The 19,952-nt window shown below is 46.8% G+C and carries 20 protein-coding genes and 1 riboswitch; of the genes, 10 read left to right on the forward strand and 10 right to left on the reverse strand.

Translation table 11 applies throughout. The annotated features are described in order from the left end of the window. Positions 1–8 precede the first annotated feature (8 nt). From BLW16_RS02420 to thiS, 7 genes are all read right to left on the reverse strand, one after another. Positions 9–752: a DUF481 domain-containing protein gene (locus BLW16_RS02420; protein ID WP_175470457.1), complete on the reverse strand. Its 744-nt coding sequence runs from the start codon at positions 750–752 to the stop codon at positions 9–11. Positions 753–873: 121 nt separating this feature from the next. Continuing rightward, entirely contained in the window at positions 874–1,989 is a 1,116-nt protein-coding gene (gene thiH / locus BLW16_RS02425; RefSeq protein ID WP_090554800.1) for a 2-iminoacetate synthase ThiH, read from the reverse strand. Further along, entirely contained in the window at positions 1,982–2,746 is a 765-nt protein-coding gene (locus BLW16_RS02430) for a thiazole synthase (RefSeq protein ID WP_090554802.1), read from the reverse strand. Before BLW16_RS02430 ends, thiH begins: the two co-directional genes overlap by 8 nt. Beyond that, positions 2,727–3,347 carry a thiamine phosphate synthase gene (locus tag BLW16_RS02435; protein ID WP_090554805.1) on the reverse strand — a complete coding sequence of 207 codons (621 nt, stop codon included), beginning with the start codon at positions 3,345–3,347 and terminating at the stop codon, positions 2,727–2,729. Before BLW16_RS02435 ends, BLW16_RS02430 begins: the two co-directional genes overlap by 20 nt. Continuing rightward, complete coding sequence (locus tag BLW16_RS02440; RefSeq protein WP_090554807.1) at positions 3,347–3,946, reverse strand: thiamine phosphate synthase; 600 nt, start codon at positions 3,944–3,946, stop codon at positions 3,347–3,349. Before BLW16_RS02440 ends, BLW16_RS02435 begins: the two co-directional genes overlap by 1 nt. Before the next feature lie 10 nt (positions 3,947–3,956). Then, positions 3,957–5,840 carry a phosphomethylpyrimidine synthase ThiC gene (thiC, locus tag BLW16_RS02445; RefSeq protein WP_090554809.1) on the reverse strand — a complete coding sequence of 628 codons (1,884 nt, stop codon included), beginning with the start codon at positions 5,838–5,840 and terminating at the stop codon, positions 3,957–3,959. A 76-nt stretch (positions 5,841–5,916) separates the two neighbouring features. Beyond that, positions 5,917–6,120, reverse strand: coding sequence for a sulfur carrier protein ThiS (thiS, locus tag BLW16_RS02450; protein ID WP_090554811.1), 204 nt, complete (start codon positions 6,118–6,120; stop codon positions 5,917–5,919). Positions 6,121–6,180: 60 nt separating this feature from the next. Then, a riboswitch (TPP riboswitch) is annotated at positions 6,181–6,268 on the reverse strand. 175 nt (positions 6,269–6,443) lie between these two features. Between thiS and BLW16_RS02455 the strand changes: the two genes are divergently transcribed. From BLW16_RS02455 to BLW16_RS02465, 3 genes are read left to right on the forward strand one after another with little or no spacing between them, the layout of a single operon-like run. Beyond that, on the forward strand, positions 6,444–7,082 hold the full coding sequence (locus BLW16_RS02455) for a FadR/GntR family transcriptional regulator (RefSeq protein WP_090554814.1): 639 nt from the start codon (positions 6,444–6,446) through the stop codon (positions 7,080–7,082). 7 nt (positions 7,083–7,089) lie between these two features. After that, positions 7,090–7,923, forward strand: coding sequence for a sulfite exporter TauE/SafE family protein (locus BLW16_RS02460; protein WP_090554817.1), 834 nt, complete (start codon positions 7,090–7,092; stop codon positions 7,921–7,923). A gap of 5 nt (positions 7,924–7,928) precedes the next feature. After that, positions 7,929–8,324, forward strand: a complete 396-nt coding sequence (locus BLW16_RS02465) for a DUF1634 domain-containing protein (protein WP_090554820.1) — start codon at positions 7,929–7,931, stop codon at positions 8,322–8,324. A gap of 1 nt (position 8,325) precedes the next feature. On the opposite strand, the gene BLW16_RS02470 is transcribed toward BLW16_RS02465, so the two are convergent. Next, positions 8,326–9,540 (reverse strand): MFS transporter, encoded by a 1,215-nt coding sequence (locus BLW16_RS02470; RefSeq protein WP_090554821.1) that lies wholly within the window; start codon positions 9,538–9,540, stop codon positions 8,326–8,328. A gap of 96 nt (positions 9,541–9,636) precedes the next feature. Between BLW16_RS02470 and BLW16_RS02475 the strand changes: the two genes are divergently transcribed. Next, positions 9,637–10,509, forward strand: coding sequence for a LysR substrate-binding domain-containing protein (locus BLW16_RS02475; protein ID WP_090554823.1), 873 nt, complete (start codon positions 9,637–9,639; stop codon positions 10,507–10,509). A gap of 44 nt (positions 10,510–10,553) precedes the next feature. On the opposite strand, the gene ribB is transcribed toward BLW16_RS02475, so the two are convergent. After that, the gene (gene ribB, locus BLW16_RS02480) at positions 10,554–11,204 is read right to left on the reverse strand and encodes a 3,4-dihydroxy-2-butanone-4-phosphate synthase (RefSeq protein ID WP_090554825.1); all 651 of its coding nucleotides are present in this window, start codon (positions 11,202–11,204) and stop codon (positions 10,554–10,556) included. Positions 11,205–11,258: 54 nt separating this feature from the next. Further along, entirely contained in the window at positions 11,259–12,554 is a 1,296-nt protein-coding gene (locus BLW16_RS02485) for a sensor histidine kinase (protein WP_175470458.1), read from the reverse strand. Between the two features lie 222 nt (positions 12,555–12,776). Here BLW16_RS02485 and BLW16_RS02490 point away from each other — a divergent pair, with 222 nt between their 5' ends. The 6 genes from BLW16_RS02490 (at position 12,777) to ccoG (ending at position 19,950) form a co-directional block, all read left to right on the forward strand. After that, the gene (locus BLW16_RS02490; RefSeq protein ID WP_090554830.1) at positions 12,777–15,170 is read left to right on the forward strand and encodes a heavy metal translocating P-type ATPase; all 2,394 of its coding nucleotides are present in this window, start codon (positions 12,777–12,779) and stop codon (positions 15,168–15,170) included. After that, a complete protein-coding gene (gene ccoS, locus BLW16_RS02495) occupies positions 15,167–15,355 on the forward strand; it encodes a cbb3-type cytochrome oxidase assembly protein CcoS (protein ID WP_090554832.1) in 189 nt (62 codons plus the stop codon). The genes BLW16_RS02490 and ccoS overlap by 4 nt, the downstream gene beginning before the upstream one ends. A 67-nt stretch (positions 15,356–15,422) precedes the next feature. Continuing rightward, positions 15,423–17,534, forward strand: a complete 2,112-nt coding sequence (gene ccoN, locus BLW16_RS02500; protein ID WP_090554834.1) for a cytochrome-c oxidase, cbb3-type subunit I — start codon at positions 15,423–15,425, stop codon at positions 17,532–17,534. A 16-nt stretch (positions 17,535–17,550) separates the two neighbouring features. Continuing rightward, a complete protein-coding gene (locus BLW16_RS02505; RefSeq protein WP_090554836.1) occupies positions 17,551–17,730 on the forward strand; it encodes a hypothetical protein in 180 nt (59 codons plus the stop codon). After that, positions 17,714–18,550, forward strand: a complete 837-nt coding sequence (locus BLW16_RS02510) for a cbb3-type cytochrome c oxidase N-terminal domain-containing protein (protein ID WP_090554838.1) — start codon at positions 17,714–17,716, stop codon at positions 18,548–18,550. The genes BLW16_RS02505 and BLW16_RS02510 overlap by 17 nt, the downstream gene beginning before the upstream one ends. Positions 18,551–18,552: 2 nt before the next feature. Next, positions 18,553–19,950, forward strand: coding sequence for a cytochrome c oxidase accessory protein CcoG (ccoG, locus tag BLW16_RS02515; RefSeq protein WP_090554840.1), 1,398 nt, complete (start codon positions 18,553–18,555; stop codon positions 19,948–19,950). The last annotated feature ends 2 nt before the right edge of the window (positions 19,951–19,952 follow it).

Here is a 19,952-nt window from a genome sequence, read left to right on the forward strand (position 1 = left end):
AATAATCCTTAAAAAAACTTTTCAAAGGAAAGGCCATAAGTAAACAGCAGGTTTTCGCGGTCAGTTCTGGACACGCGGTTGTAATTGAGGGCTGTTGTTAAACTCAGCCATTTGCTGACTTTGAAAGAAAGTGCAGAATTGGACCTGAAGTTATAATCGTCAGCCCTTTTGAGCGAGGGCTGGAAAAAAGTCGAGTTATCCAGTACAATATACTCCCTGATCACAAACTTAAACACTACCCGAAGGGAGTTCCTGTAGGTTTGGTAAACGTCCCTGAAATCTCCTTTAAGCAGCAGGTCACTGCTGTCAAACAAAAATCCGTCACTGATATTCAGATAGGCATCTTTGCGGTCATATATACTATAGGCAACACCTGCCCCGGTAAGCAGCTGGTTATTGATCTGCAGTGATTTGCTGGTATTGTAATTGGCAAGGCCCCAGTAAAAGAAATGCGGCACTGAACTGTATAAATTGAAGTCTAACGATGAGGAAAAATCATTATTCGTCAACTGACGGTCCTGTTTTCCATAAACCCAGCTGTTGCTGAAATTCAAACTGAATGCTTTCTTTTTAATTCCAAACTTTGCGGCGTTATTTAACAGGTACGTTTGCCCGTCATTCGTTTTATTGATCGATCCGGCTGTGGCATAGTTCACTGAATAATGTATGCTGTCTGTAAATTGGGCGGCAGCGTTAACCGGCAGCAGGAAAAAGGATAAGATCAGGTAAAAATAATCGGGTTTTACTGGCATATGCACAACAATTTTAAATAGGCTAACACAGCCCATTTAAAATTTGTTTGATCCGCCGGATGAATGCGGCTTCAGCTTCTAAGTTCTGGAGCTGTGCTTCGGCCTGCAAACCGGCAGACAATTATGCCAGGCTGCTATCCCAGTCCTTCCATACAGGTTCATATCCCTGTTTCCTCAGCATTTCCGCAATTTTCGCAGGGCTGCGCTCATCAGAAATCTCAAACTGCTCGAGTGATTCCGGTTCAACCGCATAACCTCCCGGATTTGTCTTCGAACCGGCACTGATGGCCGTAATTCCCAGATTAACGATATGGTCACGGAACACCGTAGACTCCCGCGTGGAAATGGACAGCTCCACCTCTTCATTCAGCAGCCGGTAAGCACAGATCAACTGTACCAGTTCACGGTCGGTCATTTCCACTTTGGGTTCCAGTCCCCCGCTAAAGGGGCGCAGCCGTGGGAAAGACAGGCTGTATTTGCTTTTCCAGTACTTCTTTTCCAGGTAACCAAGATGGAGGGCCGTGAAAAAAGAATCGGTGCGCCAGTCTTCCAGACCGATCAGTACACCGAGCCCCATCTTGTGGATACCTGCCGCGCCGAGCCTGTCCGGCGTTTCCAGCCTGTATTCGAAGTTCGATTTTTTTCCTTTGGGGTGGTGTTTCCTGTAATCCTCCCGGTGGTAGGTCTCCTGGTATACCAGTACGGTGTTCAGCCCGAAGGGGATCAGCTCCCGGTAATCTTCCAGGTCCATGGGTTGTACTTCCATAGAAATATGGGAGAAATGCGGGCCGATCAGTTCCAGTACCTTTTTAAAATAAGCTGTATGCACCGTCTGGTTGGCTTCTCCCGTTACCAGCAATACATGATCATAGCCCATGTCCTTGATCACCGCTACTTCCTGCATGATCTCCATGGGTGATAATGTTTTACGCCTCACTTTGTTGTCAAAACTAAAGCCGCAGTAGGTACAGATATTGTTGCATTCATTGGAAAGGTACAGCGGTACATACAGCTGCATCACTTTACCAAATCTTTTCAGCGTGAGTTTTCTGCTCAACTGCGCCATTTGTTCCAGATAAGGGGCAGCCGCCGGTGAGATCAGTGCCTTAAAGTCTTCGAGTGTCCTTTTACTTTTGTTCAATGCGGTCTCCACATCCAAAGCAGTTTTGGCATAAATGCTTTTGCTGGTCTCGTCCCAGCTATAGGTTTCAAAAAGCTCGTTGAAGGTGTTAGTCATCCAGAAATGAAGTTAAGGGACTGCTTGCCGCAGCCAGTGAACTGATAGAACCCAATTTTGCTTCAAAGGCCATTCTGCCTGCAATGACAGCGATCTTAAAAGCCTCAGCCATCCTTGCCGGATCACCTGAAACAGCTATTGCTGTATTTACCAATACGGCGTCTGCTCCTATTTCCATTGCTTTAGCTGCATCTGAAGGGGCTCCGATCCCTGCATCTATGATCACCGGAACGTTACTCTGGCTGATGATCATTTCCAGGAAATCGATCGTTTTTAAACCTTTGTTGCTGCCAATGGCAGAGCCTAAGGGCATTACTGCAGCCGTTCCGGCGTCTTCCAGCCGCTTGCACAATACTGGGTCTGCATGGATGTAGGGCAATACGATAAAGCCCAGCTTTGCCAGTTCCTCGGTAGCCTTCAGCGTTTCTATCGGGTCTGGCATGAGGTATTTCGGATCGGGATGGATCTCCAGTTTCAGCCAGTTGGTTTCCAGTGCTTCCCTAGCCAGCTGGGCTGCAAACACAGCCTCTTTGGCATTCCTCACGCCCGATGTATTGGGCAGCAGGCTGATATGTGAATGGCGCAGGTGACTGAGGATATCATCATCCTGGCCTTTCAGGTCTACCCTTTTCAAAGCTACGGTGACCAGTTCAGAACCGGAGGCCAGCAGTGCGGCTTCCATTTGTCCTGCTGAATTAAATTTACCTGTTCCCGTTAGTAAACGGGATCCAAATACCTTATCTGCTATAGTGAACATAAAATTCCTCGTTTAAGTCATTACTTCTTGTTAATAATCCTGATACTGCAATGCCATGAATGCCGGTTGAAAGTATAGGATCGATGTCCGCCCGCTCTATCCCTCCGATTGCAATTACCGGTATCTTAATCCCCGCTTCGCGGATCTGCCCCATGATGCGGATATATCCTTCCAGACCCAGTGTGGGGCTCAGGTTTTTCTTCGTGGTTGTAAAATGGTATGGTCCGAGCCCGATGTAATCCACCCCCTCATCTGCCCTCCTCAGCACATCTTCGAAGGTATTGGCGGTACCGCCGATACATCTTTCTGCACCCAGTATCATCCTGGCTTCAGGAACGGGCATATCGTCCAGTCCGAGATGCACACCATATGCACCGGATTGAAGGGCTATTCGGGGATAGTCGTTCACGATCAGCCTGGCCTGGTATTTCAGGCACAGCAGATTTGCTTGCTCTGCAAGTGCCAGGACATTATCTTCATGTTGTTCCTTTACGCGTAACTGTATCCACTTCCCGCCGGAGCGCAAAACCTTCTCTATGGCCGTCAGATGTGAACCTTCTTCGGGCGCCTGTGAAATATAATGCAGTTTATCTATCATCATTACTGTATCTTATTTATTGCTTTCATGATATTCTTTAATTCGGTTAAGGGAGAAACTGTCTGGTGCCAAAGGCTTCCCAGTACCGCTGCCCCATCGAAGTTCATCTGTTTCAATTGTGCCAGGCGGTTTGCCCTGACACCTCCTATGGCAAACACTTTCAACACATGCGGAGCTAAGGTAAATTCATCACCCAGCGCACTTTCATAGCCTTTTTTGGATATGCTGTTAAACACAGGGCCAAAAAAAACATAATCAAACTCCGTCAGTTCCTGAATTGTATGCGGATCATGCACGGAACTGCTCAAATGAAATCCATCAGCTGTTAAACCGGCAAAATCACCTGCTGCCCGCGCTTTCCGCTGCTGCTCTGTAAAATGCAGCCGCTTTAGGGAAAACTCCTCCGCAAACTCATGGTGCTGATGGATCGCGATGCGGGGGTAATGCTGCTCAGCAATTCCCTGCATCAGCTTCCTGAATTTCTCCGGATCGTCAACCGGTTTCCTGATATGGAGCAAATGTAGCCCCTCTTCAAAAAACCGGTTGATCAGTGCGGCCTCCCCTTCAAAATAATCCGGTGGTGTAACTACTATCAATTCCATCCCCCCTTAACTACAGATAAATTTCGCTTCCCCTTTCGGTGAACTCGCGTGATTTATCCTGCATTCCTTTTGCCAGTGCGGCCTCTTCGTCCACACCCTGTTTTGCCGCATACTCCCTCACATCCTGGGTGATCTTCATCGAACAGAAATTGGGTCCGCACATCGAACAGAAATGGGCAATCTTCGCTCCGTCTGCCGGCAGGGTTTCATCGTGGAATTCTTTGGCCGTATCCGGATCGAGGGAAAGGTTAAACTGGTCTTCCCACCTGAATTCAAACCTGGCTTTACTCAGTGCATTGTCGCGGTACTGCGCCCCGGGATGCCCTTTGGCCAGATCTGCCGCATGTGCAGCGATCTTGTAGGTGATCACCCCATCTTTGACATCTTTTTTATTGGGCAGGCCGAGGTGTTCTTTGGGCGTTACATAACAGAGCATTGCCGTTCCGAACCAGCCGATCATTGCAGCACCGATGGCGGAAGTGATATGGTCATATCCAGGGGCGATGTCTGTAGTCAGCGGCCCTAAGGTATAAAACGGTGCCTCGGAACAATGTTCCAGCTGTTTTTCCATGTTTGCTTTGATCAGGTGCATCGGCACGTGTCCGGGTCCCTCAATAATCGTTTGCACGTCATGTTTCCAGGCAATCTTTGTGAGTTCCCCCAGTGTTTCCAGTTCGGCAAACTGTGCTTCATCGTTGGCATCGGCAATACAGCCCGGCCGCAGGCCGTCTCCCAGTGAAAAGGCTACATCATAGGCTTTCATGATCTCGCAGATCTCTTCGAAATGGGTATAGAGGAAACTTTCCTGGTGATGTGCAAGGCACCATTTGGCCATGATAGATCCGCCCCTGGAAACTATGCCTGTCACACGTTTTGCCGTTAGGGGAATATACCGCAGCAGCACACCAGCGTGGATCGTAAAGTAATCCACGCCTTGTTCGGCCTGTTCGATCAGGGTATCCCTGAACAGCTCCCATGTCAGGTCTTCAGCCTTACCATTTACTTTTTCCAGCGCCTGGTATATCGGCACCGTACCGATGGGCACGGGAGAATTGCGGATGATCCATTCACGCGTTTCATGGATGTTTTTACCTGTAGAGAGGTCCATGATCGTATCTGCACCCCAGCGGCATGCCCAAACCGCCTTTTCCACTTCCTCTTCTATGCTTGAAGTCACCGCCGAGTTGCCTATATTGGCGTTGATCTTTACCAGGAAGTTTCTGCCAATGATCATCGGTTCTGATTCCGGGTGATTGATGTTTGATGGAATAACTGCTCTGCCTGCCGCCACTTCCTGCCGTACGAATTCCGGGGTAATATATCCCTGCGGGGTATTGGCGCCAAAACTATGTCCTTTATGCTGATGGTTCATCGTTGCGGCCTGCTCACCAAGCTGTGCGTTCACCAGGTCTATCCTCTGGTTTTCCCTGATGGCAATATATTCCATTTCAGCAGTGATGATGCCTTTTTTTGCATAATGCATCTGGCTCACGTTGCTCCCTGCCCTGGCGCGGTAGGGCTGATGCTGAAAGGCAAAACGCAAATGATCAAGCGATGGGTCGCTGAGCCGCGTTGTACCATATTCTGAAGAGATCTGGTCCAGCTTTTCCACATCACCCCTGCCTGCGATCCATTTTTCCCTGATCCTGGGCAGGCCTGCTTTTACATCGATCAGCACATCCGGATCGGTATACGGGCCGCTGGTATCATATATCGTTACCGGCGGATTTTTCTCAGTGTGGCCAAATCCGTTATGGATCTTTGTTTCACTGAGGCTGATTTCACGCATGGCAACTTCAATATCATGAAGCCGGCCTTTTACAAAGATTTTTCGGGAGGCCGGAAAGGGCGTCCTGCTGATCACCTCGTCATTCGGAGTTTTTTCTGTTTTCATGAGTACATATTTTTTAATTGTGATGAGCTCTGGTGCTCTTTTTCACGTATGATAAATTGTTCTTTATGTTCAGAGATCAGCCGCCCTGGGTGGCTTTGATGAGCACAACCTGGTCGCCCGGCTGAAGAAGATGATCGGCCCAGTCAGATTTTGAAACGATAGCCTGATTGACGGCTATTGCAATTCCGGTTCCCGGGACCTGTAAAACAGCAGACAATAACTGGGCTACAGATGAAGGGGCACTAAGCTTGAAGGGTTGATTGTTTACGGTAATTTCCATCTTATTGTTTTTTTAAAACGATAGGAAATGACCTGTAACGGGGGGATGAAAAGACAACCGCAAAGTTGTCTTACTTTTCCCTTCGGCAGTACTAACTGCATCAGGTTCAAAGGGTATATCTCAGCACAAGGCACCCCTAAAGTTTTTTGTAAACGTATAAATTATATCTTGTAAAAAGAAAATTATTAAAAAAAGAATCTCATGATATTGTCACATTCTCCATAGAAACATCAGATGTTTAAATATAAAATACATCTTTGAAACATCAGATGTTTAACTATCATAAACATCATTAAACATCTGACGTTTAAAACAAATAAAAAATGAAACTTTCAGATCAGGTCATCATCGCGATAAAAAAAGATATCGCCGCCGGGAAGCTCAAAAAGGGCGGGAAGATACCTGCAGAACCGGAACTTATGGAAATTTACCAGGTTGGCCGTTCAACCATCAGGGAGGCCATCAAAACGCTCGCCATCTCCGGTATCCTAAAAGTGCAGCAGGGATCCGGAACCTATGTAGCCTCAAAGATTAAAGACGAATCACTGAGCCAGCGCTTAAAGCGGGCGGATTTTGATGAAGTAAATACTGTCCGTCTGATACTTGAAAAAGAAATGGTAAAACTTGCCTGCAGCAACCGGACGGAAGCCGATCTGGAAAAGATGCAGGCATTGCTGCAGCAGCGGAAAAATGCAATCGAGGCAGGACAGCAAAAAAAATGTGCCGATGCTGACGTTGCTTTTCACATCAGTATTGCAAAGGCATCCGGAAACCAGGTATTGTCAGATCTCTATGAGAATTTCAGCCTGGTGCTGCGTGATTTCTTCTCTAAGCGGGAGGAAAATATCGATCATTTCAGCCGAAGCCAGGAATCGCACGAAAAACTTGTCGACGCCATAACGGATCAGGACCAAAAATCGGCAGAACAATTTTTAACAAGTATATTACACAACAATTATTAATATCATGATGACCATCTTTACTTTTACCCTGATCTTATTACTGGGCGCCTATCTTGCAGGACTTGCCGGCTCGCTCACCGGCCTTGGAGGCGGCGTAGTGATCATCCCGTTACTCACCCTGTTTTTCCATGTTGATATCCGCTATGCCATCGGGGCGGCACTCGTGGCCTCTATTGCCACTTCTTCCGGCTCCGCAAGCGCCTATGTAAAGGAAGGAATTACCAATGTTCGTTTGGGGATGTTCCTTGAAATTGCAACAACTGCCGGTGCGGTGATGGGGGCTATACTTGCCATTTATACCCCTGTGAATATCGTGGCCATCTTATTTGGTGTGATGCTGATCTTTTCAGCAGCCATGACACTCAGAAAGAAAAGTGAAGCCGCATTAACTGTAGGCAGCAAATTATCATACACACTAAAGTTAAATAGCAGTTATCCGTCAAAAAACGGCCCTATAGCGTATAAACTCAATAATGTTGGTGCAGGATTTTCTATCATGACCATTGCAGGCATACTTTCGGGATTGCTGGGCATAGGTTCGGGCGCCTTAAAGGTACTGGCCATGGATACCGCAATGAAAGTTCCGTTCAGGGTAAGCACCACCACCAGTAACTTCATGGTAGGCGTAACGGCTGCAGCCAGTGCAGTGGTGTACCTGCAAAGGGGATATATCGATCCGGGAATTGCGTTCCCTGTGATCATTGGCGTACTCGCCGGGGCATTTACAGGCTCCAAACTGCTGATGAAGATCAATGTCAATTCACTCAAACTGATCTTCAGCATTGCCATCACGCTCATTGCCCTGAATATGATCTACAATGGTTTTAACCATAAATTCTAAACAAGATGACTACGAAAGAAAATAAAAAAATGAACGATTACGATATGGAACAGCTGATTGGCCAGGTATTACGGTACGGGGTACTGATCTCAGGCAGCATAGCGATCATCGGTGGGATATGGTATCTGTACCAGCAGGGTTCAGGCACTCCGAATTACACTACATTTAATGGAGAACCTGCCGGATATACGAGCCTTACCGGCATCCTGAAGGGCTTGGCACAGGGCAGCGCCTCTGAGATTATTCAGCTTGGCGTGCTTATCCTGATCGCTACGCCGATCATCCGGATATTTTTCTCCCTGGTATCCTTCATCATTGAGAAAGACAGGCTCTATATAGTAATTACCTCTATCGTATTGTTCATTATCCTCTTCAGCATGTTCGCAGGACTGAAGGTATAATTTACGCTGTTTTAACTGCCACTTCCCTGCTTTTGTAATACACAAACAGGCAGGTGGCGGTTAAACCGATCAGCCCCTCGATCAGAACTGCAGGTCTGGGGCCCATTAAATTGGCCAGCCATCCGATCAGCAAACTACCCACCGGGATCAGCCCCTGGTAGGCCATGATATAATAACTGATTGCCCTGCCCCTCATTTCAGGAATAGCATGAGTTTGGATGTAGGTATTGATCGCTGAACTTTGTCCCATCATACCTACCCCGGCCAGTGTCATGAACAGTAAGGCAATTGGGAGTTGCGGTGAGTAGGATAACAGCAATAAACTAAACCCCAGTACCCCTCCGGCAATCATGATCAGCTTCATCAGCGTATCGCTGTTCTTTAAATTCGCCAGGTAAATAGCGCTCACGATAGAGCCTAAGCCCGCAGCGCTTTCAAACCAGCTGAACGTCTTTGCATCACCGTGAAAAAGATCCTTGGCAAAAATTGGCATCAGCGTATTGAATGGCATTACAAAAAGGCTGCTGATACCGATCATCATAATTACGCTGCTCAGTTCTTTATCGCCTGATACATATTTAAATCCTTCATGGAGTTCAGCCCAGATGCTTTTCAGCGGTTTTTCAATAACCGGGGTATGTAAATTCATCATAAAAAGACAGATCAGTACAGGGATATAACTGAGAAAGTTCCCGATAAAACAAACATCTGTTCCAAAGGTGCTCAGGATGATCCCCGCCACTGCAGGCCCGGCGATACGTGCAAAATTCGTCATGGTGGAATTCAGGGCTATTGCATTCGGAAGATCATTTTTATCATCTACCATTTCTACCATCAGCGATTGCCTGCAGGTCACGTCAAAAGCATTGATAATCCCCTGTAAAAGGCTTAAACCGATGATAAAGATGATATTGTTGTATCCAAAAAAGATCATCCCTGCCAGTGCCCCTGCCTGGATCATGGATACCACCTGTGTGATCACCATGATACGGTAACGGTCCTGCCTGTCTACCAGGCTTCCTGCATAGGGGGATAAAATCAGGGAGGGGATCAGGCTCACAAAACCAACCACGCCCAACAGCAACGCAGATCCCGTGATCTGATAAACCAACCAGCTTACCGCTGTCTTCTGCATCCAGGTCCCGATCAGGGAGATAGACTGTCCATAAAAAAAGAGTTTGAAATTCCGTGATTTGAGGGATCTGAAAACTGTCATTGTTAGTGTGTGTGTTACACCAACAAATTTCGGCAATAGGAATCTATTTATAAAATTGATTGTTTTAATGATTTTGATTAGTTTTAACGATCGGTTATGGAGATCAGGCAACTCAATTATTTCATCAAAGCGGCAGAGCTGCTACACTTTACCGATGCGGCGGCGGCATCATTCGTAACGCAATCCACACTTTCACAGCAGATCAAACAGCTGGAAGGGGAACTGGGCACGCTCCTGTTTGACAGGATAGGCAAGCAGGTTCGCCTTACAGAAGCGGGCCATGTTTTCCTGATCCATGCACAAAAGATCATCCTGGATATCAAGAAATCCAAGCAGGCATTATTTGAATATGCCAACATGTTGAACGGAGAACTCAAGATCGGGGTTACCTATTCCTTCAGCTCCCTGCTCCTGCCGGCCCTCACCCCGTTTTCGGAAAAATATCCCGGAATAACCATTCACGTAGAATCTGGGGCAGCGCTGGAACTGGAGAATAAGCTCAGGGTGGCAGACCTGGATATTGTTCTTGCCTTTCATGAACAGACAGAGGGTGACGGACTGGAGATGCAGCATCTGTTTTCTTCAAGGGTGATGATGGTAGTGTCAAAAAATAACCCGCTCGCAAAACTCCCCAAAATCAGCTTAAAGGAAATCGGTAAAACCGATCTTATCTTACAGAGTAACGGCTACAGTTCGCGGGATGTGCTCAATGAGATCTTTAAAAAGAACCGGATCTCCCCAACTATAAAGATTGAGATCAATGATGTCCATTCCCTGCTTTCCATGGTAGAAGCCGGTAACTGGGTAACTATCATCAATGAGAAAGCGATCAGTACCTGGGACGGGCTGGTTGCGGTGCCAATTTCCGGAAAAGAACTGTACCGGCAGGCATCTATCCTCTGGCAGCAGGGAGTTTACCGGAAACGGTCAGCCGTCTTGTTTATGGAAGAACTGATGAAGGTTGTATAGCAGCAGTTAAAATGCGAGTGCTTATACAACAGCTTTTACAGTAATTATTCCTGCAGTGATAACCTGTACTGGAAGATATCTTCAATAGAAACTACCGTACTGCGCTGTTCTCCGGCAAAAACCGTGATCTCAGGCAAACGTGCCATTGTGCCGTCTTCATTTGTCAATTCACACAATACCGCAACAGGTTTTAATCCTGCAAGTACCATCAGATCGATGCTGCCTTCGGTATGGCCGCGTCTTCCAAATACCCCATCGGCATTTGCCCTCAGCGGAAAAACATGCCCTGGTCTGGACAGGTGTTCCGGTTTGGCCTGGTCGGCAACGGCAGTCCTGATCGTGTGTATCCTGTCAGCCGCAGAAACGCCTGTAGTTACACCTTCTTTGGCTTCAATGGTAACTGTAAAAGGCGTATGGTATTTACTCGTGTTCACATGCACCATCGGCGGCAGATCCAGCAGATCTGCCCTGTCAGGAGTAAGGCAGAGGCAAACAATGCCGCTGCAGGTCCGGATCATTAACGCCATATTCTCTACAGTCATTGTTGCTGCCGGGAAGATCAGGTCCCCTTCATTTTCCCTGCTTTCGTCATCCACCACCAATACGCCCTTGCCATCCTTTAGGCAATTGAGCGCATTTTCTACCCTTTCCTTAAAGTCTTTTCCGAAACGCGACAGCTCATTCTGATCTTCCATAGTACGCTATATTTTTAATGCTGCAAAGGTGTACAATTAACGGCTGAATTCAAATTAGATAAATGCCTGATTAAGGTCTTTAGCCAGCTTTAAGCTGATAAAGAAGGTTGTTCCCATACCTGAGATGCTTTCCACCCATATCTTACCCTGCTGCAAAAGGATGAATTCTTTACACAGCACCAGTCCCAGCCCAACTCCTTTTTCGTTATTCGTACCATAGGTACTCTCAGACTGCAGCGAAAAAATATTCCGTTCATTTTTTTCGGTAATGCCCACGCCATTGTCCTGCACCTTGATCCAGCATTCCTCTCCATGGTCTTCGGAACAGATATTGATCTCGCCGTCAGCATCAGTGAACTTAATGGCATTGTTGATCAGGTTACGGATCACCAGCTCCAGCATATTATGGTCAGCGATCACATAAATGCCCTTCAAAATCAGGTTATTGATCACTATACCTTTCTCTTCGGCCAGGTTTGCCTGCATCATTATGGTAGATTCCAGTGTTTCTTCGAGGTCCAGCCTGACCATGTTCACCGTTACCCCATCCATTTGGGTCTTGCTCCAGGAAAGCAGATTGACCAGCATTTGCCTGGTATACCGGGTTTCCCTGAGCAGGCTCGAGTGAATGATCTTTCTTTCGTCTGCATTGAGCTGTTCATCCAGTGAAAGCTCCAGGAAGCTCTGTATGGAATTTAGGGGAGACCGCAGGTCATGGGCCAGTATCGAGAACAATTTATTTTTCGACTGGTTGGACAATTCCAGCAGTTCTGCACGGTTTTCGGCCAGTGTTCTTTCCCTGTTATAGCTGTTGATGATACTGGTAATGATAAAATATACAATAAGCAGCGTAAAGAAATAGACATAGGCAAAATCCAGAGACCTGCTTAATCCATCCCTGTGTTTTAAGGGCACGGCCTCAGGATACCTGTACTGGTAGCTAATCAGCAAAATTGCCACAGTGATATTTACCCCTACCCATATCAAACGCTGGTTGACTGGCACAATGCTCATGACCAGGAAAAAGAACAGCACATAAATGACCAGGCTTGGGCCGTTAATCCCGGAATTGTTCAGAAAAAATATAATGAACACGATATTACCAAGGATACAAAAGACCAGTACGGCAAGACTATGCTGATGCCTGAACTTGGATAAGTAATACAAACCGCAAGCCGCAAATACAGATGGAATAAGCAGCAGGGAGAGCGAATATAAACCTATAAGATAATTAAAAAATATGCTACAGGTAAAAAGAAGAATAGTGAAGATGCAGGTAATATGAAATATTCTGGCTTCTAATTTATGCGTGTCAGGATTGCCGGTAAGTCTTACCCAGCTTGACTTCATACTGTTTTTCATGATCATAAGGGAGCGGCACTATAGGGCTTCTTAGCTTTACTGGCTTCGAACAACACATATTTATGTTAACAAATTAACAAATAATATATAATAATAAGAAATATATCCCAAAAACGCGAAAGAAATAATGACCTCCGTCACCTTTTAACATTTCTTCAATCATTTTATGAATGCGTTATACCATATATTTTTGTGGTAAAAAAACGCAGGATGAAAGAGCAAATAACCCTGGCCATTGATACATTATGTTACCATTGCGGAGACAGTCTTCCGGCTGTCCCATTTTCCTCAGACGATAAACAATTCTGTTGTGCCGGATGTAAAAGTGTGTACCTTATTCTCTCCAGCCATAACCTGACCAGCTACTATGCTTACAATGATATTCCCGGAGCCTCACAAAAAAAAGCTGCAGAGCATTTCGATTATCTCGATGAACCGGCTATAGCAGCGGAACTTGTAGATTATATGGATGATCAGACTACAGTGATTACCCTTTTCATTCCGGCTGTTCACTGCAGTTCCTGCATCTGGCTGCTGGAAAACCTGTACAAGGTTAATCCTGACATTTCCAATTCACGTATCGACTTCCCCAAAAAGCAGGTCAGCATTACTTTCAAAAATCAGCTGATCTCGCTGCGCAAGGTAGTAGAACTGCTGGCTTCGGTAGGTTACGAACCGCAGATCAGCCTTCAGGATGTAGTCAAGAAACAACAGTCTGATCACTCAGAGCGCAACCTGATCAGCAAAATTGCCGTTGCAGGGTTTTGCTTCGGCAATGTGATGCTGCTCAGCTTTCCTGATTATTTCGGACTCAGTAGTTTTGAACATAGTTTCCAATCCTTTTTTGGATGGGTAAACCTCGCTTTTGCCATACCTGTACTGTTATACAGCGGGCGCGACTATTTTATATCTGCCTGGACAAATCTCAGGAATGGGGTGCTCAACCTCGACTTTCCCCTGGCTTTGGGAATTGCCGTCATGTTCATCCGCTCCGCAGCAGAGATCATCAGCCATACCGGCGCCGGCTTTATAGATACCTTATGTTCACTGGTATTCTTTCTCCTCATCGGAAAATGGATGCAGCAGCGAACCTACCATTACCTTTCATTTGAACGTGATTACCGTTCCTATTTTCCCGTGGCAGTTACCCGGCTCACCAAAGGCAATACACAGCCCGTGCCATTGGATGAACTGAAAACAGGCGACAGGATCCTGATCCGCAGCAATGAGATCATCCCCGCAGATGCGATCTTACTGAAAGGAGAAGCAAAACTTGATTTTAGCTTTGTCACCGGAGAATCTTTACCTGTTGCTAAAGTGCCGGGAGAAATTATCTACGCAGGTGGACGACAACTGAATGGTGCCATCGAACTGGAAGTGATCAAACCCGTTTCACAAAGTTACCTCACCAAATTATGGAACAACGAAACCTTCGCCGGGCAAAAGGATCCGATCAAAACTTTCAGCGACAAAGCCAGTAAATATTTCAGTATTGTATTGCTGCTGATCGCACTTTCAGCAGGATTATTCTGGGTAAATACGGACCTGAACAGGGCAATAGCTTCTTTTACCGCCGTGTTGATCATCGCCTGCCCCTGTGCGCTTGCACTCAGTTCACCCTTTACCCTGACAGCCGTGCTCAGCATTTTCGATAAAAATAAATTCTATCTGAAAAATACCGCCGTCATTGAAGAAATGGCGAGGATCAATACCATCGTTTTTGATAAGACAGGGACCATCACTAACCCAACGGCCAAAGGTTTTGAATTTACAGGCGGACTGAGCATTGAAGAACAGCAGCTCATCAATGACCTGGCCAGAAACTCCGGTCATCCGATGAGCAGGGAACTGGTGAAATCCCTTAACCTCGCCCCACTTTATCCGGTGGATAACTTCATGGAAAAAGTTGGCCGGGGAATCAGTGGCACGGTAAACGGGCACAGTATAAAGATGGGCAGTGCCGCGTACCTGGGCTTAACGGCACAGGATAAGGGAAGCGTTGTACATATCTTGATTGACGACCGTTATTGTGGTTATTTCCGTTCAGAGCAACGCTGGAGAACCGGATTTAAACAAACGGCCATCAAACTGGGCCAGGATCAGGACCTGCACCTGCTCTCCGGCGATCAGGATCACGACAGGGAGCTGTTAACCCCATTTTTTCCGAGAATGCAGCAGTTACATTTCCGGCAAAGCCCGCAGAATAAGCTGGACTATATCCTGGGCCTTCAGCAAAAGGGCAATACCAAAATTATGATGCTGGGAGACGGCCTCAATGATGCGGGTGCACTCAAACAAAGTAATATAGGAATTGCTGTAACGGACGATATCAATAATTTTTCTCCGGGTTGCGACGCCATACTGGACGGAGCGGCTTTCGAGAAGATCCCACAGTTCATCCGCCAGGCAAAGGACGCGGTAAAAGTAATCCACATGAGCTTTGCCATCTCGCTCACCTATAATGCAGTCGGACTGTTCTTTGCCGTTCAGGGAATATTGTCGCCCCTGATTGCAGCTATTCTCATGCCCCTGAGCACCGTGACCATTATTTTATTCACCAGTCTTGCTGCAAGGCTCTATGCACATAAAAACAACTTATTATGAACATCATATACATGCTGATCGGATTCAGTATTCTGCTGGCCCTTGTCTTCCTGCTGGCCTTTTTCTGGGCAAGCCGGTCCGGCCAGAACGACGATCTCTACACGCCGGGTATACGGATACTGTTTGATGATGACGCCCCTCCGGCAGATGAAAAAAAAAGTGATGAAGATCATCCACATCCATAGCTGGCATCACATCCCTACTTGATGCCAGCCCCTAATTTTACCACCATAAACATTACTCATTTTTCTCATGACTGAAAAATTTTATTACGATAACAAGACCGTCAGAAATTTCGCTATCGCCACTATTGTCTGGGGAATAGTAGGAATGACGGTGGGACTGCTGATTGCCATGCAGCTCTTCAAACCTGCATTGAATATGGGCAACCAGTACACTACATTCGGACGTATCCGGCCGTTACATACCAATGCAGTCATCTTTGCCTTTGTAGGTAACGCCATCTTCATGGGCGTCTATTACTCCTTGCAGCGGCTCCTTAAAGCAAGGATGTTCAGCGACGTCCTCAGCAATATTCATTTCTGGGGCTGGCAGCTGATTATTGTGGCTACAGCAATCACCCTTCCGCTGGGTTTCACCACCTCGCATGAATATGCCGAGATGGAATGGCCGATAGACATCGCCATCACAGTCATATGGGTAGTGTTTGGTATCAATATGTTTGGTACGATCATTAAAAGAAGGGAAAAACATATGTATGTGGCCATCTGGTTCTACATCGCAACGTTTGTTACCGTAGCCGTGCTGCATATTGTAAATTCAATGGAATTGCCCATCTCGGCCTTTAAAAGCTATTACCTGTACGCCGGTGTACAGGATGCACTGGTACAATGGTGGTATGGCCATAATGCCGTAGCATTTTTCCTGACCACACCCTACCTCGGGATGATGTATTACTACCTGCCAAAAATGGCAGATCGCCCGGTATATTCCTATAAATTGAGTATCCTTCATTTCTGGTCGCTCATTTTCATCTATATCTGGGCAGGCCCCCATCACCTGTTGTATACCTCGCTGCCAACCTGGGCACAATCTTTAGGGGTAGCTTTCTCAATCATGCTGATCGCACCAAGCTGGGGCGGTATGATCAACGGCCTGCTTACGCTGCGCGGGGCCTGGGATAAAGTAAGAGAGGATCCAAGGCTGAAATTTATGGTAGTGGGGATCACCTGTTACGGTATGGCCACATTTGAAGGGCCAATGCTTGCCTTAAAACAGATCAATGCCATCGCACACTATACCGACTGGATAGTGGCACACGTACACGTAGGTGCCCTGGGCTGGAACGGATTCCTGACCTTTGCTATCCTGTACTGGCTGATACCAAGAATCTATAACACAACTCTATATTCCGTAAAACTGGCTTCCTTCCATTTCTGGATAGGCACCCTGGGAATTATCTTCTATGCAGTGCCACTTTACTTTTCAGGTTTCACACAGGGACTGATGTGGAAAGAATTTACCCCGGAAGGACTATTGAAATACCCGAACTTCCTGGAAACTGTCAGACAGATCATCCCGATGTATGTGATGAGAGCGATAGGAGGTGCATTATATCTTTCCGGTGTGTTGGTGATGGCCTATAACCTGATCAAAACAATGGCTTCCGGTAGCCTGGTAGCAAATGAAGCTGCAGAGGCCAGCCCACTGCCAAAGGTGTACCTGGCGGAGGGTTCCGATAAAAAATGGCACAGGGTGCTGGAACGCAAACCTATGCTTTTCATGGTGCTGTCGCTGATCGTGATCCTGATCGGGGGGATGATCGAGATGATGCCAACCTTTACCATCAAATCCAACATTCCAACCATTGCAAGCGTAAAACCTTATTCACCGCTGGAACTGCAGGGGCGCGACCTGTATATCAGGGAGGGCTGTGTGAACTGCCACTCGCAGATGATCCGTCCGTTCCGTTCCGAAACAGAACGTTACGGTGAATACAGTAAAGCAGGTGAATTCGTTTACGACCACCCTTTTCTCTGGGGATCCAAACGTACCGGCCCTGATCTGCAGCGCGAAGGCGGAAAGTATGGCAATGCCTGGCATTACAATCACCTGTTCGACCCGCAGACCATGTCGCCCGGCAGTATTATGCCTCCGTACGAATGGCTGATCAACCAGCAGCTGGATACTACCACCACCCGTTCAAAGATCAATGCCATGCGTTCCCTGGGTGTACCCTATGAAACCGGTTACGAGCTGCTGGCAAATGCGGCATTGGAAAAACAGGCGAAAAGTATTGCGGCAGATCTGAAACAGAACAACATAAAGGTGAAAAGCGACAGGGAGATCGTAGCGATCATTGCCTACCTCCAGCGCCTGGGAACAGATATCAAAGCTAAATAATATAACCAATCAAGACATGTTCAAGCAATTTTTAGATCATGCTGACGGAAACCAGGGGTATCTGCTCAGCTCACTCGGAGTCTTCATGTTATTTTTCATCCTCGTGGCGGTACTGCTGCTGACCATGAAAAAAGAAGATATCCAATATATGAAAGAACTCCCATTAAAAGACGACGGCAATGAAAGAGGTAGTTAACAACAGCTGGTCTACAGGGAATACCTCTGCAGACATCGTGATTGTCCTGATGATTATCACTTCCATCATGGTACTTGGCGTAGCTATCCTCATGCTGAAAGTGATCAAATTTTATGTAAAAGAGACCATTAATCCTGTTCCCTTTGCTACACCTGAAGAAAGAGAGATCAGAAAGCTTGAAGCAGAAGCCCTCAGGGCACTGGAGAAAAAGAAACCTACCATCTGGACCAAACTGATGCAGCTGAAACCCCTGGAGGAAGAAGGCTCGCTGGTCATGGAACACAAGTTTGACGGAATCTCGGAATTGAACAATCCTACTCCTGCCTGGTTCATGGTGCTTTTTTACGGTACGATCATATTCGGGATCGGGTATTTCCTGAACTACCATGTATTTCATTATGGAAAGTTACAGGATGAGGAATATGTTGCGGAAATAGAAAAAGCTGCCGACGATAAAGTTGCATTCCTGTCTAACCCGGTGAATTCAGCAAGTGCTGTAAATGAAAATAACATTGTACAGAGCAAAGATGCAGCAGTACTGAAAAATGGCCAGGCCTTATTTGCCACCCGCTGCCCGCCTTGTCATGGTGAACAGGGACAGGGATTGGTGGGGCCAAACCTGACAGATGAATACTGGCTGCATGGCGGAAAAATAAAAGACGTATTTAAAACCATCAAATACGGTGTGCCTGAAAAAGGAATGATCTCCTGGGAGAAATCTATGAGTGCCCGGCAGATCGCAGACATTGCCAATTACGTGCTGTCTATACAAGGAACGAAACCTGCCGACCCAAAAGCTCCACAGGGTAACAAAGAATAAAAATGTCACAAAGTCCTGCGCATTTCAGAGACCAGACCGGTACGGTTACTGATGATGGAAAAAAAAGAAAATGGCTGTACCCCAAGCTGATCAGGGGTAAGTTGTATAAGTACCGCGCCGTGGTCAGCTATTTTTTTCTCATTTTACTATTTGCTGCGCCATTCATTAAACTCAATGGCGAGCAAGTGGTACTCTTAAATGTACTGGAACGAAAATTGGTGTTCTTTGGCCTGATCTTCTGGCCGCAGGATTTTTATCTTTTTGTACTGGCACTGCTCACCTTCATTGTTTTTGTGGTGCTGTTTACCGTAGTTTTTGGCAGGGTCTTCTGCGGCTGGGTATGCCCTCAGACGATCTTCCTGGAAATGGTATTCCGAAGAATTGAAACCTGGATAGAGGGCGAACCTGCCAAACGGAAGAAACTGGATGAGCAAGCCCTGGATTTCGAGAAATTCTGGAAGAAAACCCTGAAACACAGCCTTTACCTGCTCGTATCCTTCCTGATCGCCAACATCTTCCTGTCCTACCTGATTGGCAGCGGCGGATTACTTGCAATTGTGGGGGAACCTGTGTCGATGCACCTGTCCGGATTCATTTCCATCTGTGTTTTTACTTTCGTTTTCTACCTGGTATTTTCTAAAATGAGGGAGCTGGTTTGTACGGTGGCCTGTCCTTACGGGCGCCTGCAAGGAGTACTGCTGGATAATCAGAGTATCATTGTGGCGTATGACTACAACCGTGGCGAACCCAGGGGGAAAAGGATTAAAGCACAGGAACAGCTTACGGGCGACTGCATCGATTGCGGCTTATGCGTACAGGTATGCCCTACCGGTATTGACATCAGGAACGGCACCCAAATGGAATGCGTCAATTGTACCGCCTGCATTGATGCCTGTGACATGGTCATGGAGAAAATTCAACGCCCAACAAGGCTTATCGGGTTTAAGTCTGAAGATGAGATTCTGGCAAAAAAATCTTTTATACTGAACAAACGGATCTACGGGTATGCAGCAGTGCTGCTGCTCCTGATGGGCACACTAGCCTATTTGCTGGTCAGCCGGAGCGATGTAGAGACCACCATCCTCAGGGCAGGAGGAACACAGTATCAGCTGCGCGATAAGGAGCATACGGTGAGTAACCTGTACAATGCCGAACTGGTCAATAAAACCACCCGCCCGCTGCGTTTTGCTATCGTACCGGATAACCCCCTGGCGAAGATCCAGTACATCCAAAAGGAAGACCGCCTGGCCGTTGGCGGCAGTATAAAGATCACATTTTTTGTGATCCTGCCACAGGCTTCCATCCGTCAGTATAAATCGGCCATCGGCTTTAAATTAATATCCGGCGGCAAACAGACCGCTCATTTTGAAACTACATTTATTGCACCTGCTAACGACTAAAT

Source organism: Pedobacter hartonius (assembly GCF_900107535.1).
GTDB classification, from domain to species: Bacteria; Bacteroidota; Bacteroidia; order Sphingobacteriales; family Sphingobacteriaceae; genus Pedobacter; species Pedobacter hartonius.